The following is a 16926-nucleotide window of genomic DNA, read 5'->3' as shown; positions in this document are numbered from 1 at the left end:
CCGGATCGGCGCGGCGGGAAGATAAAGCGGGGACATGTTCTACCGAGGAGACAGCAATGTTATTTCGTCGTACCGCACTGGCGTTTGCCGTAACCTGCCTGCTATCCGGCCAGGCATACGCCGGCGAAGCCGAAGCCCGGAAATGGATAGATAACGAATTCCAGCCATCGACTCTGAGCAAGGACCAGCAGATGGCTGAAATGAAATGGTTTATTGATGCGGCCAAGAAGCTCAAGGAGCAGGGCGTCAACGAAGTCTCGGTCGTATCCGAAACCATCACGACGCACGAGTATGAGTCCAAGACGCTGGCCAGGGCGTTTGCCGAAATTACCGGCATCAAGGTCAATCACGACATCATCCAGGAAGGCGACGTCGTCGAAAAACTCCAGACCTCCATGCAATCGGGCAAATCCATTTACGATGGCTGGATTTCCGATTCCGACCTGATCGGCACCCATTACCGCTACGGCGAGATGCTCTCGCTGACCGATTACATGAACGGCGACGGCAAGCAATGGACCAACCCCGGCCTGGACGTCAAGGACTTCATCGGCACCTCGTTCACCACGGCCCCCGACGGCAAGCTCTATCAATTGCCCGACCAGCAGTTCGCCAACCTGTACTGGTTCCGCGCCGACCTGTTCGCCCGCCAGGACCTGAAAGACAAATTCAAGGCCAAATATGGCTACGAGCTGGGCGTGCCGGTGAACTGGACCGCCTACGAAGATATCGCCAATTTCTTCACCAACGACGTCAAGACCCTGGACGGCAAGACCATATACGGCCATATGGATTACGGCAAGAAGGACCCCTCGCTGGGATGGCGTTTTACCGACGCGTGGCTGTCCATGGCCGGCACCGCGGATAAAGGCACCCCCAACGGGATGCCCGTCGACGAATGGGGCATACGCGTCGCCGACGACAAATGCACGCCGGTGGGCGCTTCCGTATCGCGCGGCGGGGCGACCAACTCGCCCGCCGCGGTCTATGCCTTGACCAAGTACATAGACTGGATGAAGAAATACGCGCCCAAAGAGGCGCAAGGCATGACATTCAGCGAGTCGGGCCCGGTTCCGGCCCAGGGGCATATTGCGCAGCAGATTTTCTGGTACACGGCCTTCACCGCCGATATGACCAAAAAAGGCCTGCCCGTGGTGAACGACGACGGCACCCCCAAATGGCGCATGGCGCCCGCGCCGCATGGCCCATACTGGAAAGACGGCATGCAGAACGGCTACCAGGACGTGGGTTCATGGAGCTTCTTCAAGAACCATGATCCCAAGAAAGTGGCCGCGGCCTGGCTGTATGCCCAGTTCGTGACATCCAAGACCGCATCGCTCAAGAAGTCCATCGTCGGCCTGACCTTTATACGCGACAGCGACATCCACAGTGAATACTTCACGAAAAATGCCGACAAGTACGGCGGGCTGATCGAGTTCTACCGCAGCCCCGCGCGGGTCGCATGGACGCCCACCGGCACCAATGTCCCCGATTATCCCAAGCTGGCGCAGTTGTGGTGGAAGAACGTGGCCACGGCCATCACCGCGGAAAAGACGCCGCAGCAGGCCATGGACACCCTGGCCACCGAAATGGACGCGGTCATGGCCCGCCTGGAGCGCGCCGGCATGAGCCATTGCGCGCCCAAGCTCAATCCCAAGAGCGATCCGTCCAAGTGGCTGAGCGACAAGGAAGCGCCATGGAAGAAGCTGGCCAATGAAAGCCCCAAGGGCGAGACCGTCGCCTACGACGCCTTGCTCAGCGCATGGAAGGCGGGCCGGGTGCGCTAGGGCCGGCTGTTTTACACTTATGGATGGCCCGGACCCGTCCCGGCCATCCATAAGCCGTTTTGAATTCACTGGTCCTCCTTATATGACAACTATAGTTTCCCCCCAGACGTCCGACCGGGCGCGGCATTTGGCGGCGCTCGCGGGCCTGGGCCAGGTCGATCTGGCGATTATCGGCGGCGGCGCCAGCGGCCTGGGCGTGGCCCTGGATGCGGCCTTGCGCGGGCTGTCGGTGGCGCTGCTGGAGTCGCACGACTTTGCCAAAGGCACGTCGTCGCGCGCCACCAAGCTGGTGCATGGGGGCGTGCGCTATCTGGCGCAGGGCAATATCGCCCTGGTGCGCGAAGCCCTGCATGAGCGCAGCACCTTGTTGCACAACGCCCCGCATCTGGCCCGCCCCCTGCCATTTGTGATGCCCGGCTACAAATGCTGGGAAACGCCGTTTTACGGCATCGGCCTGAAAATGTACGACGCCCTCGCAGGGAAGGCCGGCCTCGGGTCCACCGAATTCCTCAATGCCGGCGAGACGCGCCAGTGCCTGCCCGGGATCAAGGCCCAGGGCCTGAAAGGGGGGGTGAAGTATTGGGACGGCCAGTTCGACGACGCCCGCCTGGCCGTGACCCTGGCGCGGACGGCCGCCTCGCAGGGCGCTTTGCTGCTGAACTACTGCCCGGTCACGGAACTCATCCATGAGCAGGGCAGGGTGGCCGGCCTGCGCTGCCAGGACAGCGAAACGGACGCGTCCTATACCGTGATGGCCAAATGCGTGGTCAACGCGACAGGCGTGTGGGTGGATGAAATCCGCCAGATGGATGGCGCCGCCACTGGCCGCAGCACGCAAGCCATGGTCGCGCCCAGCCAGGGCGTGCATTTGGTGGTGGACCGGGAATTCCTGCCGGGCGACCATGCCATGCTGGTGCCCAAGACGCAGGACGGCCGGGTGCTGTTTGCCGTGCCGTGGCTGGGCAAGGTCATACTCGGCACCACCGACACGCCGCGGCGCGATCTTGCGCGCGAACCGGACGCCTTCGCCGAGGATGTGGAATTCATACTTGGAGAGGCCGCCAAGTATTTGAGCCGCGCCCCCCGGCGCAGCGATGTCAAGAGCATCTGGGTGGGCCTGCGCCCGCTGGTGCGTCCGCCGCAGAACGAGGGCGGCAGCACCAAGAAAATCAGCCGGGAGCACACCGTCCTGGTCAGCCCCAGCGGGCTGGTCACCGTCACGGGCGGCAAATGGACGACTTATCGGGCCATGGCCGAGGACGTCCTCGACAAATGCGTCGAAAGCGCTTTGCTGCCGCGCCTGCCGCTTTCCGAGACCAGCGACTTCCTGCTGCTGGGCGCCGCAGCCGATGGCTCGGGCCGCGCCTCGCTGGCCAGCGCCCCGGGCCTCGACGCCTATGGCACCGAGGCGCAATGGGTAGAGGCCTTGCCCGGCGCCGACATGGAGCTGGCGCCCGGCTTGAGCGTGGCCATGCTGCGCTTCGCCGCGCGCTATGAATATGCGCGCACCGTGGAAGACGTCCTGGCCAGGCGTTCCCGCCTGCTTTTCCTGGACGCCCGCCTGGCCGCCGAACTGGCTCCCGCGGCCGCCGCCATCATGCGGGAGGAAACCGGCGTCGATCCGCAGCTCGACGCCTTCCTGCGGCTTGCGGAGCATTACCTGCGCCTGCCCGCGTGATGGCGCGGCCGGTGACGGGTGGCCCCCGGCCTACGAGCCGAACAGCGTGCGGGCCGACTCGAAGCGCTTGGCGAAATACGGATTATGCAGCGAGTCTATCCGCACCTGGCCGCCGCTGGACGGCGCATTGATGAAGCGCTCGTCTCCTATATATATACCCATATGCGAAAAAGGGCGGTTCAGCGTATTGAAGAACACGAAATCCCCCGCCTTGAGCTGCCTTTTCGATATCGGCCGGCTCAGCTCGGCGATTTGCGCCGTGTTGTGCGGCAGCGGCTGGCTGGCCGCATTGCCAAATACATAGGCCACCAGGCCGCTGCAGTCGAAACCCCCGCCGGGATGCGTGCCGCCGTACCGGTAGGGCGACTCCAATAGCGCCATGGCGGTAAGGACGACCTCGGTGCGCTGCGCCGGATCCACCACGATGGTGTGGCGAAATGCGGCGCTTCCATGCTGCCGGCCGGGGCCGGCGCATCCCGCCAGCATCGACGATACCGCCGCGGCGAGCAGCAGATGCCTGTACACGGACCGGGGCGGCGCGGGGGCTTTCATCATCATGCCGACATTATTGTTGTAATCAAGCACAGATACAATAGCCATCGCTCGGCCATTGCGCTCAGCCGCTACACGCGGCAGGCGTATACAAATGCACACAGCGCTGTATCGCGGTATATATGACAGAGCACGTTCTTTAGCCGTTTTCACGCTGTCCCGGGAAAAATTGAAAGCTGGTATTTATGACACAAGTATGTAACCAGTCTTATATTTTGAGACTTATATTTTGTAACCTCTGACTTACGTCATGTAAATTTATAGTGATATTTGATACTATCGCTTTACGGTTTATTCGTAAACGACATAGTTGAGACAGAGTTGCAGTGTTTTATGTAAGTTACATGCGTGAACTTTGGCAAAGCTGGCGTTACATAGAGCGGTTTGAATAAACAAACGTATTTCTTCCCGGACTCGCTACGAGTCCATTTGTTTCCTGCAAGAAAGCGGACTCTAACAAGGAGGGCGTAATGCCCGTAACGGACAACTCGTCATTAAGCGACATTAAAGAAGTCAATTTGTCTTACTTGATGCTGGCTCAACGTTTGTTGCGCGAAAACTATGCCGCAGGCATGTTTCGCCTTGGTTTCGACACGGATGTCGCCGACATAGTCCTGCGCCTGTCGCCGGCACAGTTGGTAAAGCTGGCCGGTTCCAGCTCTTTGATCTGCGGATTCCGCCTCAATGACTACGATTTGCTGTCCTCGCTCACCCAGGATGTGCTCGGCGGCGTGCTGCAGCAGGCGCACTCCACCATATTGCTGGCGCAGCGCGCCGCTACGCAATCAGCATAGCGATACGGCCGAAAAGCATAAATCATGGCAATAAAAAGCGTGGCCAAGGAAGCCGAAGAAATACTTCTGGCCTCGGAAATGATCACACTGGGCGCGCGCCTGCAGGTGCTGCAGGCTGAAACCGGCTTGAGCTACGATCGCCTGGCGCGGCTGTACCGCGAAGTGAAAGGGTGTTCGCCTCCCAAGGGCATGCTGCCTTTTTCGGTCGACTGGTTCATGACCTGGCTCCCCAACATACATTCCAGCGTGTTCTACAGCGTTTACCGCTATATGGATAGCCACACGCCGGCCAAGAAGTCGCGCGCCCTGGTCGAAGCCTATCGGCTGTACCTCGAGCAGGCCTCGGCCGGCCGCGCCGACGAGCCCTCGGGCGAACCGGTGCTCAGCTTCACCCGGGCCTGGATGCTGATCCGTTTTTTCGACAGCAGCATGGTGCAACTGTCGTATTGCGAACGCTGCAAGGGCGGCTTCGTGGCTCACGCCCACGATCCGCAAAAAGGCTTCATATGCGCGATCTGCCGTCCGCCGCCACGCGCCGGCAAAACCCGCGCGCATGCGGCCGCCGCCGTCAAGCCGCTGATTCCGCTCAAGGCCGTCAACGCCGCCCTGGCAAGCGCCAAGGCGGCACCGGCAAAGGCTCCCGCTGTTCCGAAACGCCCGCCACGGTCCTCGGTATCGCTGCCCGTATCGGGGTGACGGCGGTTCGTGCCGGCTCGTTTCCATAGTGCTCCGCCACGGAATTCCGCGGCGGATTTTTTTGCCAGAGCCGGGATTTAGGCTCAAAAACACCCGTTGACGGGCGCTTTTGTGCGGCCGAAAGCAGGGATCATATGCATCATGTGTTTATCTAGGGCGTATCCGTGTTTATTCTGCTTGGATTTGTAATTGTTTTTGCCTCGGTTTTTGGCAGCTTCGTTGCCTTGGGCGGACATATGGGCGCCTTGTATCAACCCTTCGAGTTCGTGCTGATCGCCGGCTCCGCGCTGGGGGCCTACCTTGCCTCGAACAGCGGCAAGTCGATCAAGATGCTGTATGCGGCGTTTCCCCTCATCCTCAAGAAGAACCCCTACAGCAAGGATTTGTACATGGAGCTCATGGCTCTGATGTACGTGCTGCTGAACAAGGCGCGGCGCGACGGCCTGATGTCCATCGAATCCGACATCGAAGAACCCGAGACCAGCCCGATTTTCACCGAATACCCGCAAGTCCTGCGCGATTCGAGCCTGATGGAATTCATCACCGACTACCTGCGCCTCATGATCAGCGGCAATATGAGCTCATACGAAATCGAAGCCCTGATGGACCAGGAAATCGAGGCCCACCACCATGAACGCAACGTGCCCGCCATTTCCTTGCGGGCCGTTGCCGACGCCTTGCCGGCATTCGGCATCGTGGCCGCCGTGCTGGGCGTGATCAAGGCGCTGGCCTCCGTGGACCAGCCGCCCGCCATCCTGGCCGACCTGATTTCGAAAGCCATGGTGGGAACCTTCCTGGGCATTCTGCTGGCCTACGGCTTCGTGGCGCCGGTGGCCGCATCCATCGAGCGGCGCTCCATCGCCTCGGTGAAAGTGCTGGAATGCATCAAGGTCACCCTGCTGGCCAGCATGAACGGCTACCCCCCGCAACTCGCCGTCGAATTCGGCCGCAAAGTGCTTTATTCGCACGTGCGTCCCTCGTTCATGGAGCTTGAAGACCATGTGCGGCAAACCCGGGCACCCGGCAAGAAGGCGTAGCGGGCAGCTTTATGAAGAAATCCGAGCCGCGGATCGTTATCCGACGCAGGCGCCCGCGCCATGAAGTGCCGCATGGCGGCAGCTGGAAAATCGCCTACGCCGATTTCATGACCGCCATGATGGCCTTTTTCCTGGTCATGTGGCTGTTGTCGCTGGTGCCGCAGAAAGACTTGCAGGCCATCGCCGAGTATTTCCGCATGCCGCTCATGGAAGCCATCACCGGCGGGCCGAAGAACGATAGCGGCAGCACGGTGGTGCCGGGCGGCTCGCCCAGCGTCATTCCCAATGTGAATTTGATTCCATCGCGCGGCGATGTGCACACCGAGGGTGATTTGCGCGACGTGCAGCGGCTGGAGAATCTGAAAGCCGAGCTTGAGCAACTGATCGAGACCGATCCCGTCCTGCGGCAGTTCCGGCCGCAGTTGCTGCTGGACATGACGCCCGACGGCTTGCGCGTCCAGATCATCGATAAGTACAACCGGCCGATGTTCACGACCGGCAGCGCGCAGGTGCAGCCCTATATGCGCGATATCCTGCGCGAACTCGGGCCTATGTTCAACAAGATGCCCAATCGCCTGAGCGTTACGGGCCATACCGATGCGGTTCAGTATGCCACCGGCGAGCGCGAGTACAGCAACTGGGAGCTTTCCGCCGACCGGGCCAATGCCGCGCGCAAGGAACTGGTCGCCGGCGGCATGAGCGAGGCCAAGGTCAGGCGCATTCTGGGCCTGTCCTCGTCGGTCAGCCTGATTAAAGATAATCCCACGGCTGCCGTTAACAGACGTATCAGCATTGTTGTGCTGAATCGCCGTGCTGAACGGCGCATGGACGAACAAGATGCATCCGGCACGACCGCTTTCGATTTGAAAGACATAATGGAACCGGCGCCAGGGCCGCAGATCAATGTGCCCGGCATGCCTGTTTTGCCGGCTACGCCTGCCCAGCCATAACGGCCCGGGCAGGCGCCGCGGCCAGTCCGGCGGCTGCGGCATGTCTGGCCTTTGCGCCGCGCCGGCGTGCATTGCTTCACCAATAAACCAGGTCGGAAAGCGGGATATCCAGATGACACAGCTCTACAGTAAAAGGAAGCGATCATGAGTGCGGGCGTCGACTTGAGCCAGTTTTTCGAGACTTTTTTTGACGAAGCCGATGAGTTGCTGGCCGATATGGAGCGCTTGCTGCTCGGCCTGGATCTCTCCAACCCGGATATCGATGAACTCAATGCGATCTTCCGGGCGGCTCACTCCATCAAGGGTGGGGCCGGCACGTTCGGCTGTTTCGGCCATCTGGCCGACACCACTCACCTGCTTGAGAATCTGCTGGATCTGATACGCCGGGGCGAAATGTCCCTGCGCAAGGACATGATTGACCTTTTCTTGGAAACCAAAGATGTGTTGACAGAGCAAGTGGCGGCTTATCGCAACTCACAGGAACCCAATCTCGCCGCTTACGAACGCATTTGCGCCCAGTTGCGCGAGCTGGCGATCGAACAGAAGGGCGTAGCCGGCGAACCGCCCGCCGCCGCAGCGCCGGTTGCCGCCGCTCCCGCGGCCGCCGAGCCAGCGCCTGTTTCGGCGGCGCCAGCGCCCGGCCCGGCCGCCGCCCCTGCTGTCGCGGCGCCGGCCGCCGCGACGGCCGGCCTGCCCTTGCATGTGCGGGTCACGGCCCTGGATCCCAAGGATGCCCTGGCCCTGTCGGCCGAAATGGCCTTGCTGGGCGATGTGCTGCACCAGGAAAGCACGGCCAATACGCTGTCGATCTGGCTGAAGACGACCGCCTCGGCCGACGATCTCGAGGCGGTGTGCTGCTTCATCGTCAACGCCGATCAGGTCAATATCGCCCCCGAGGCCTTGCCCGCCGCCGCTGCGGCCGCCGCCGCCGTGGCGCCGCCGGCACCGGCACCGGCTCCCGCCGCCCCGGCGGCGGCCGTTCAGGCCGCGCCAGTTCAGGCCGCGCCAGTTCAGGCTCCTGCCGCCCCGGCGGCCGAGGCCCCGGCGGCTCCAGCGCCGGCGGCGCCGGCACCGGCCGCGGCGGCCAAAGCCGACGGCAAGGCGCCCGCGCCGGCCGGCGCGTCCAACAGCAGCACCATACGGGTGGGCGTGGAAAAGGTCGACCAGATCATCAATCTGGTGGGCGAACTGGTCATCACACAGGCCATGCTGGTGCAGACCGCATCGACCCTCGACCCGGTCCTGCATGACCGGCTGCTCAACGGCATAGAGCAGCTCGATCGCAATGCCCGCGATTTGCAGGAAGCGGTCATGTCGATACGCATGATGCCCATGGACTACGTCTTCAGCCGCTTTCCGCGCGTGGTCCGCGAAAGCGCGGCCAAGATGGGCAAGCAAATCAAGCTGACCACCCAGGGCCAGGCAACCGAACTCGACAAGAGCCTGATCGAGCGCATCATCGATCCGCTCACGCATCTGGTGCGCAACAGCATCGACCATGGCATCGAGTCGCCCGAGAAGCGCGTCGAATCCGGCAAGAGCCCGGAGGGCAATTTACTGCTGTCGGCGCAGCATCACGGCGGCCAGATCGTGATCGAAGTGACGGACGACGGCGCCGGCCTGAGCCGCGAGCGCATCCTGAAGAAAGCCATGTCGCAAGGCATGGCCGTCACCGAGAACACGCCCGACGAGGAACTCTGGCAGCTTATTTTCGCGCCGGGCTTTTCCACCGCCGAGAAGGTCACCGATATCTCGGGCCGCGGCGTGGGCATGGATGTCGTGCGGCGCAATATCCAGGGCATGGGCGGCCACATACAGCTGTCCTCGCGCGCCGGCAAGGGCACGTCGACGCGCATCGTGCTGCCGCTGACGCTGGCCATCCTCGATGGCATGTCGGTGCGCGTGGGCGAAGAAACCTTCATCCTGCCGCTCAGCCATGTCACCGAGTCCATGCAGCCGTCGCCGGACCAGATACGCTCCATTTCCGAGACCGAGCATGTGCTGCAGGTGCGTGGCGAGTACCTGCCCATCGTGGCCTTGCACACGGTGTTCGCGGTCGATGGCGCCGAGACCGACATCACGAAGTCGATCGCCGTCGTGCTGCAGGCTCAGGATGTCCGCTTTGCCCTGCTGGTCGATCATCTGATAGGGCAGCATCAGGTCGTGGTCAAAAACCTTGAATCCAATTATCGAAAAATACCGGGTGTTTCCGCCGCCACTATCCTGGGCGATGGCAGTGTTGCGCTGATTGTCGACGTCTTTGCCCTGATGCGTTTCACGCGCGACAAAACAACGATATAACGCCTCTTTAAAGTTTCGGAGAAAACAATGTTCAACAAATTCGAGTCCAATGCCGAACCGGTCGATACCACCGGGCAGGAATTCCTGGTTTTCACGCTGGCGGCGCAAGAGTACGGCATCGACATCCTGAAGGTGCAGGAAATCCGCGGCTACGACAGCCAGAGCGTGACACGGATCGCCAATGTGCCTTCGTTCGTCAAAGGCGTCACCAATCTGCGCGGCATTATCGTTCCCATCGTGGACATGCGCATCAAGTTCAATCTTGAAACGGTGGAATACAACCACCAGACCGTGGTGGTGATTCTCAATCTGAAGACCCGCGTGGTCGGCGTCGTCGTCGACGGCGTGTCCGACGTCCTGATGCTGCAGCCCTCGCAGATCAGCGCCGCGCCGCAGTTCGGCACGGCCTTTTCCACCGAATACCTGACCGGCATCGGCACCTTGGGCGAGCGCATGCTCATTCTGGTGGACATCGAAAAACTGATGACCAGCGAAGAAATGGCACTGGTTGAAAGCGCCGCGGCATAGCGGCGGCCCGGGCGCGCTGCGCGCCGAGCATATCGATAACATGAGGCAATGCAGTATGCGCAAGATATCGCTGTTTTCCAACATGAAAATCCGCAGCAGCCTGATCCTGGTGCTGGTTTTCTTTTTAATCATGCTGGTTGCCGGCGCCGCCCTGGGTGTTTTGTCCTTGCGTGCCAATAATCAGTCGCTGCAGAACATCGTCCAGAACCAGCGTCTGGGCGCCGCCCTGTACCAGGCCATAGACGGCTACAAGAATGTGCAAACCATACTGGGCCGCGTCGTCGCCAGCTTTGTCGTCAACAGCGACCAGCAGGCCAATGCGATTGCCGCGGAATGGGGCGGCGCGGCGGCCACGGCCCTGAGCGACGAATCGCTCGCGCTGCTGGACACGGCCCGCAAAGAATACGACAAGTCGCTTTCGGGCTTTGCCGTCTACCGGGATCTCATCAAGAGCGTGGCCGACCCCGAAAGCCGCTATGCGCGCGTGGTCGATGGCTATACCACGCTGATGGATGGCGGCGTCCTTCCCGTGTTCGACATGCTCGCCAAGGGCGACATCAAGGAATACCACGCTTTCCTGGGCGGCACGACGGCCTTCCTGGAAGAGGATCTGTACAGTTCGCTCAACAGCCTGTCCGCCTACCAGCAGCGCATCATCGATCAGGCCTACCAGAAAGAGGCCAGCCAGTACGAACTGGTGATCCAGCTGGTTTCCGCCGCCATGCTGGTGTGCGTGATCATTTCCCTGGTCACCTATGCTTTCCTCAGCCGCATGGTGCTGCGCCCCTTGCGGCTCGCGGGCACGCATTTCGACCGCATCGCCGGCGGCGACCTGACGCAGCGCGTCGATGTGATGTCGCGCAACGAAATCGGCCTGCTGTACGAGTCCATGCGGCGCATGCAGGACAGCCTGACCCGCACGGTAAGCGCCGTGCGCCAGGGGGTCGAGGAAATCAACCTGGGCGCGCATGAAATATTCATGGGCAACACCGACCTGAGCAGCCGCACCGAGCAGCAGGCCGCGGCCTTGCAGGAAACGGCGGCCAGCATGGAAGAACTGGCCAGCACCGTGCGCCAGAATACCGACAACGCCGAGCAGGCGGACAAGCTTGCCAAAAGCGCGTCCGACGTGGCGGTGCGCGGCGGGCAGGCCGTATCCGTCGTGGTCGCCACCATGGACGAGATCTCCGCCAGTTCGGCCAAGATGTCGGAAATCGTCAGCGTCATCGACGGCATCGCCTTCCAGACCAACATCCTGGCCCTGAATGCCGCGGTCGAAGCCGCCCGGGTGGGCGAGCAGGGCAGGGGCTTTGCCGTGGTGGCCGGCGAGGTGCGTTCGCTGGCCCAGCGCAGCGCCCAGGCGGCCAAGGAAATCAAGGAGCAGATCGAGGAATCCCTGGCCAAGGTCCAGGCTGGCTCGCAGCAGGCCAGCCAGGCGGGCCAGATCATGCAGGAAGTGGTGGGTTCGGTGCAGGGCGTCACCACCATCATGGGCGAAATTTCATCGGCCTCTCACGAACAGTCCGACGGCATCGAGCAGGTGAACCGGGCCGTGGCCGAAATGGATGGCGTAGTGCAGCAGAACGCGGCGCTGGTGGAAGAGGCCGCGGCGGCCGCCGGCTCCCTGCAGGACCAGGCCACGCGCCTTACCGATGCCGTCGCCGTCTTCAAAATCAATACCAACGAAGTTATCGATGTAGCGGCCGCCCAGCTGAGACATTCCAGGTCGGGCCCGGATCCTAGTTTGGAATCGCCGGGCCAGGCACAATCTCTTGGAGCGTTAGCGCGTACCTGAAAGCATGTCTCTGCCACAAGCAACATCTATCTTCACCATGCCCGTCCTCGCCGAGGTCGGGCAGCATGACCTTGAGCGGTCGGCGCGCATTCTGCGCGCCAGAGCCGGTATCGTGATTGGCACCCACAAACATGAAATGGTGGCCCGCACCCTGGGCCTGCGCACCAAGGGCATGGGCTTGCGCAGTGTAAAAGAATATCTGGATCACCTCGAGCAGAATGCCCATTCGCCCGAATGGGAAGCTTTTGTCAACGCGTTCACGATCAATCACACGGCCTTTTTTCGCGAGCAGCATCATTTCGATATCCTGGCCAAGTTCGCCCAGACCCGCAAGAAGCCGTTCTCGGTATGGTGCTGCGCGGCCTCGACCGGCGAAGAGCCCTACACCATCGCCATGACCCTGCGCGAATCGTGTCCGCAGCCTGATGTCGGGGTGTCGATACTGGCCACCGATATCGATACGCGCGCCATCGAGCGCGCCCGGGAAGGCGTCTATTCGCTGGAGCGGGCGCAGCCGGTGCCCGAGGACTATCTCAAAAAATACTTTCAGCGCGGAACCGGGCGCCACGCGGGCATGGTGCGCGCCAAGCCCAGCATCCGCGACATGATCGAATTCGATACCTTCAACCTGCTGTCGGCCAATTGGCCGACCGACCGCAAATTCGACGCGATATTCTGCCGCAACACCATGATTTATTTCGACAAGCCGACCCAGACGCGCATCCTGGAGCGTTTCGCGCCCGTCTTGAAGCCCGGTGGCCTGCTGTTTGCGGGCCATTCCGAAAATTTTACTTATCTGACCCAGGCTTTCCGCCTGCAGGGCCAGACGGTGTACGAGCTTGCAGAGCGGTAACGCAAGACGCCATCGCCGATTTTATTGAATTGCATAACAATGAAGAAAATTCGTGTCCTGTGTGTTGACGATTCGGCGCTGGTCCGCGGTCTGATGACCGAAATCATCAACAGCCAACCCGATATGGAGGTCGTGGCTTCGGCTCCCGACCCGCTGGTCGCGCGCGAACTGATCAAGCAGCATAATCCGGACGTCCTTACGCTCGATGTGGAAATGCCGCGCATGGATGGGCTGGATTTCCTCGAACGCCTGATGCGCTTGCGGCCCATGCCCGTGGTGATGGTGTCGTCGCTGACCGAGCGCAATTCGGAAGTCACCTTGCGCGCGCTCGAACTCGGCGCCGTCGATTTCGTCACCAAGCCCAAGCTCGGTCTGCGCGACGGCTTGATGGAATACAGTGACCTGATCGCCGACAAGATACGCGCCGCCGCCACGTCGCGGCCCCGCCAGGCGCCAAGCGCCAGCGCGGCCCCGATACGGCGGCTCACCCATGTGTTCTCCACCACCGAGAAACTGGTGCTGATTGGCGCCTCCACGGGGGGGACCGAAGCCATACGCCAGGTGCTCGAGCCCTTGCCGGCCAACAGCCCCGCGATTATGATTACTCAGCATATGCCCGCGGGTTTCACGCGCTCTTTTGTGCAACGCCTGGATAATCTCTGCGCCGTCGAAGTGCACGAGGCCGAGGACGGCCAGCGTGTGCTGCCCGGCCATGTCTACCTGGCGCCGGGCGGTGTGGCCCACATGAAGCTCGCCCGCTCGGGGGCCAATTATGTGGTGAAGCTTGAATATACTGATCCGGTAAACCGGCATCGTCCTTCGGTCGATGTGTTGTTCCATTCGGCGGCTCAGGTCGCCGGCAAGAACGCGGTGGGCGTGATCCTGACGGGGATGGGCAAAGATGGCGCGCTGGGCCTGCTTGCCATGAAGCAGGCGGGCGCCATCACCTTCGCCCAGGATGAAGCCAGCTGCGTTGTATTCGGCATGCCGCGCGAAGCGCTGCATATCGGCGCGGCCGACAGCGCAGTGCCATTGTCGGAAATCAGCGAGCGCATTCTTGCCAGCGCTGGCTCGTATGGCCACCGGGTCTGAAGTCCCCGAAGATTGCTAGCTATTTATTATTTTGGAGCGTGTTAAGTGGTACAGAAAACCATGAAAATCCTGGTTGTTGATGATTTTCCGACGATGCGCCGGATCATCAAGAACCTGCTTAAAGACCTGGGGTTCGAGAACGTGGACGAGGCCGAGGACGGCGCCATGGGCCTCGAAAAATTGCGCAACGGCAATTTCGAATTCGTCGTGTCCGACTGGAATATGCCGAATATGGACGGGCTGGTCATGCTGCAGCATATCCGCGCGGACCCCGCATTGGCCAAGCTGCCGGTGCTGATGGTCACGGCCGAAGCCAAGAAGGAAAACATCATCGCCGCCGCCCAGGCTGGCGCGAATGGCTATGTGGTAAAGCCTTTTACCGCGGCGACGCTGGAAGAAAAGCTGAACAAGATTTTCGATAAGCTTGGCGCATGAAGGAGCTGGAAATGAATATCGCGGAGACTCCTTTGGCACCAAACACGGACGATCAGCCCGTGGATTTGATACACCGTATCGCATCGCTGACGCGCATGCTGCGCGAAAGCATGCGCGAACTGGGCCTGGACCAGGCCATCAAGGATGCCGCGCACGCCATTCCTGATGCCCGCGATCGCCTGCATTACGTGGCGCGCATGACCGAGCAGGCGGCCAACCGGGTGTTGAACGCCGCCGAGCAGACCCAGCCGCTGCAGGAAAGCATGCAGCGCGACGCCAAGGCGCTGGACGCGCGCTGGCAAAGCTGGTTCGACCATCCCGTCGAGCTCGACCAGGCCCGCGAACTGGTGTTCGACACCCGCGCCCTGCTCAAGGACATTCCCGAAAAGACGCAGACCTCGCAAAGCAACCTGCTGGACATCATCATGGCCCAGGACTTTCAAGACCTGACCGGCCAGGTCATCATGAAGATGCTGGGCGTCGTCAGCGCGATTGAAACCGAGCTGGTCCAGGTATTGATAGACAGCGTGCCCCAGGAGCGCCGCGAGGAAGCGGCCTCGCTGCTCAATGGCCCCGAAGTCAATCCGACGGGCAAGATCGACGTCGTCACCAGCCAGGACCAGGTCGACGACCTGCTCGACAGCCTGGGTTTCTGATCAATAACAATAATATGGCGCGCGTCCTTCCAGGGATATCGTGCCGTTGCCGCAAGGAGGTGGTATTGTCACGGCGGGGCCACCCGATACACATTCGAAGGTGGGCTGATAAAAGATAAAAACACGATAGAGCTGGGAGGCAAGCATGAAACAGAAATCCGGGCGTACTGTGGGCGTGTCGCGTTTACTCGGGCGCTTGAGCCGCGGGGAGGCAACTTTGTCGGACCGGGCCTGGACGCTCAGCCCGCTAGCCTGGCCCTTGACCAGGTTTCTGGCCGGCCTGCGCGAACGCTTCGTCGCCATGCGCCAGGCCAGCATAGATATTTCGCTCAATACCGCCAGGCTGCAGACGCAAACCCTGGCCTGCCGCGATATGGCGCGCGAGCAGGCCGCCGAGGCCGAAGGCCTGGCCACGCGCGGCGGGCAAATCGCCGCCATGTCCGAGCAGACATCGGTATCGGTCAACGATATCGCCGCCACTTTCCACGCGCAGACGCAGGTCGCCCACGACACCCTGCAGCAGCTCAATGAGCTGCACCAGCGGGTGACGCGGGTCGCGGCGCAAATGGAAGTCTTCTCCGGCGTGGTGTCGCAGCTCAGCCAGCGCGCGCTGTCGGTCGAGGATACCAGCCGGCTGATCAAGGACATTGCCCTGCAGACCCACCTGCTGGCTTTGAACGCCGGCGTCGAGGCCGCCCGCGCCGGGGATGCCGGCAGAGGCTTTGCCGTGGTGGCCAGCGAAGTCGGCAAACTGGCCGAAAGAGTCAATTCCGCCACCGGCGAAATCGTCAAGCACACCAGCGAAATTCTCGGCCTGGTTGCCGACACGCGCGGCAAGACCGACCAGATCCACCTGGACATGAGCTCATCGGACCGGATGGTCAACCAGTTCACGGTCAGCTTCGATCAGTTCGTCAGGGAATTCGAGCGCATGGACGGCCAGATGAACGAGGTCGTAGGCACGGTGTCGCAGGTCAACCTGACCAACCAGGAAATGAATCGCGCCATAGCCCGCATTGCCACCCTGAGCTCGCAGGTGGAGCAGCGCATGCTGACCATGGACGACCAGGTCATGGCGGTGCGCGCCAAGTCCGAGCGCCTGCAGGAAATGCTGGCGGCGCTGCGCACCGGCAACACGCCGTTCGATTCGCTGGTCCATGCCCTGGAATCGATGAGCGCGGCGTGCACGAAACTGTTGCTGCAGGCCCATGGCCAGGGCGTGGATATCTTCGACCATCACTATCGCCGCATCGCCGACAGCAATCCGCCGCGCTACCACACCGCCTACGACGGCGCCATCGAGCGGCAGCTGACGCAGATACTCGATTACGTGCTGGACCAGCTCCCCGGCGGGTTCTACACGCTGCTGGTCGATAATAGCGGCTATTGCCCCAGCCACAACAGCAGGTATTCGCGCGCGCCCACGGGCGACCTCGATCACGATACCCGGCATGTGCGCAACAAGCGCATCTTCGACGATCCGGTGTGCCAGGGCGCCGTCAAGAACGCGGCGGGCGTCCTGTGCCAGACCTATACGCGCGACACCGGCGAAATCGTCACCGATCTGTCGATTCCGCTGGATATCGACAACAGCCGCTGGGGCGCGGTGCGCATAGGGGTGGACTACGCGCGCTTCGAGGAAATGGTGTCGGCGGGCGCGGGCAAGCCGGAAGTGCACTGACCCGCAGGCGCGCGAATTGAGCGCATTTAGTGGGCTTGCTCGGCCATTCGCTTGCGCAGGGGTCGTCTAGAATCGTGTCTGATCGAATTTC

The 16926-nt window shown here is 61.7% G+C and carries 15 protein-coding genes; 14 read left to right on the top strand and 1 reads right to left on the bottom strand.

The window, feature by feature from the left end; genetic code table 11:
- Nucleotides 1-56: 56 nt before the first annotated feature.
- Both BUB23_RS19380 and BUB23_RS19375 read left to right on the top strand, forming a co-directional pair.
- Nucleotides 57-1787 (top strand): ABC transporter substrate-binding protein, encoded by a 1731-nt coding sequence (locus BUB23_RS19380; protein WP_073106423.1) that lies wholly within the window; start codon nucleotides 57-59, stop codon nucleotides 1785-1787.
- 82 nt (nucleotides 1788-1869) lie between these two features.
- Nucleotides 1870-3465, top strand: a complete 1596-nt coding sequence (locus BUB23_RS19375) for a glycerol-3-phosphate dehydrogenase/oxidase (RefSeq protein WP_073106418.1) — start codon at nucleotides 1870-1872, stop codon at nucleotides 3463-3465.
- Nucleotides 3466-3495: 30 nt separating this feature from the next.
- Here the strand turns inward: BUB23_RS19375 and BUB23_RS19370 are convergent, their stop codons facing one another.
- A complete protein-coding gene (locus BUB23_RS19370; RefSeq protein ID WP_245801324.1) occupies nucleotides 3496-4065 on the bottom strand; it encodes a C40 family peptidase in 570 nt (189 codons plus the stop codon).
- Nucleotides 4066-4487: 422 nt separating this feature from the next.
- On the opposite strand from BUB23_RS19370, the gene flhD reads away from it, so the two are divergent.
- From flhD to BUB23_RS19310, 12 genes are all read left to right on the top strand, one after another.
- Complete coding sequence (flhD, locus tag BUB23_RS19365) at nucleotides 4488-4811, top strand: flagellar transcriptional regulator FlhD (RefSeq protein ID WP_073106415.1); 324 nt, start codon at nucleotides 4488-4490, stop codon at nucleotides 4809-4811.
- A 24-nt stretch (nucleotides 4812-4835) separates the two neighbouring features.
- Complete coding sequence (flhC, locus tag BUB23_RS19360; protein WP_084136136.1) at nucleotides 4836-5507, top strand: flagellar transcriptional regulator FlhC; 672 nt, start codon at nucleotides 4836-4838, stop codon at nucleotides 5505-5507.
- 164 nt (nucleotides 5508-5671) lie between these two features.
- Nucleotides 5672-6544, top strand: a complete 873-nt coding sequence (motA, locus tag BUB23_RS19355; RefSeq protein ID WP_073106411.1) for a flagellar motor stator protein MotA — start codon at nucleotides 5672-5674, stop codon at nucleotides 6542-6544.
- Between the two features lie 11 nt (nucleotides 6545-6555).
- Nucleotides 6556-7494, top strand: coding sequence for a flagellar motor protein MotB (motB, locus tag BUB23_RS19350; RefSeq protein WP_073106408.1), 939 nt, complete (start codon nucleotides 6556-6558; stop codon nucleotides 7492-7494).
- 144 nt (nucleotides 7495-7638) lie between these two features.
- Nucleotides 7639-9795, top strand: a complete 2157-nt coding sequence (gene cheA / locus BUB23_RS19345) for a chemotaxis protein CheA (protein ID WP_073106404.1) — start codon at nucleotides 7639-7641, stop codon at nucleotides 9793-9795.
- A 27-nt stretch (nucleotides 9796-9822) separates the two neighbouring features.
- Nucleotides 9823-10323 (top strand): chemotaxis protein CheW, encoded by a 501-nt coding sequence (locus BUB23_RS19340; protein WP_073106399.1) that lies wholly within the window; start codon nucleotides 9823-9825, stop codon nucleotides 10321-10323.
- Nucleotides 10324-10378: 55 nt separating this feature from the next.
- The gene (locus BUB23_RS19335) at nucleotides 10379-12118 is read left to right on the top strand and encodes a methyl-accepting chemotaxis protein (protein ID WP_073106622.1); all 1740 of its coding nucleotides are present in this window, start codon (nucleotides 10379-10381) and stop codon (nucleotides 12116-12118) included.
- 4 nt (nucleotides 12119-12122) lie between these two features.
- Complete coding sequence (locus BUB23_RS19330) at nucleotides 12123-12971, top strand: CheR family methyltransferase (RefSeq protein ID WP_073106396.1); 849 nt, start codon at nucleotides 12123-12125, stop codon at nucleotides 12969-12971.
- A gap of 39 nt (nucleotides 12972-13010) precedes the next feature.
- Nucleotides 13011-14063, top strand: coding sequence for a protein-glutamate methylesterase/protein-glutamine glutaminase (locus BUB23_RS19325; RefSeq protein ID WP_073106394.1), 1053 nt, complete (start codon nucleotides 13011-13013; stop codon nucleotides 14061-14063).
- A 45-nt stretch (nucleotides 14064-14108) separates the two neighbouring features.
- The gene (gene cheY, locus BUB23_RS19320) at nucleotides 14109-14498 is read left to right on the top strand and encodes a chemotaxis response regulator CheY (protein ID WP_073106390.1); all 390 of its coding nucleotides are present in this window, start codon (nucleotides 14109-14111) and stop codon (nucleotides 14496-14498) included.
- 11 nt (nucleotides 14499-14509) lie between these two features.
- The gene (gene cheZ, locus BUB23_RS19315; RefSeq protein ID WP_073106618.1) at nucleotides 14510-15154 is read left to right on the top strand and encodes a protein phosphatase CheZ; all 645 of its coding nucleotides are present in this window, start codon (nucleotides 14510-14512) and stop codon (nucleotides 15152-15154) included.
- 145 nt (nucleotides 15155-15299) lie between these two features.
- Nucleotides 15300-16835 (top strand): methyl-accepting chemotaxis protein, encoded by a 1536-nt coding sequence (locus BUB23_RS19310; protein ID WP_073106386.1) that lies wholly within the window; start codon nucleotides 15300-15302, stop codon nucleotides 16833-16835.
- Nucleotides 16836-16926 lie beyond the last annotated feature (91 nt).

Origin of the sequence: Pollutimonas bauzanensis (assembly GCF_900129885.1) — a bacterium.
Taxonomy (GTDB): domain Bacteria; phylum Pseudomonadota; class Gammaproteobacteria; order Burkholderiales; family Burkholderiaceae_B; genus Pollutimonas; species Pollutimonas bauzanensis.
This window is presented reverse-complemented; position numbering and strand designations above follow the sequence as displayed.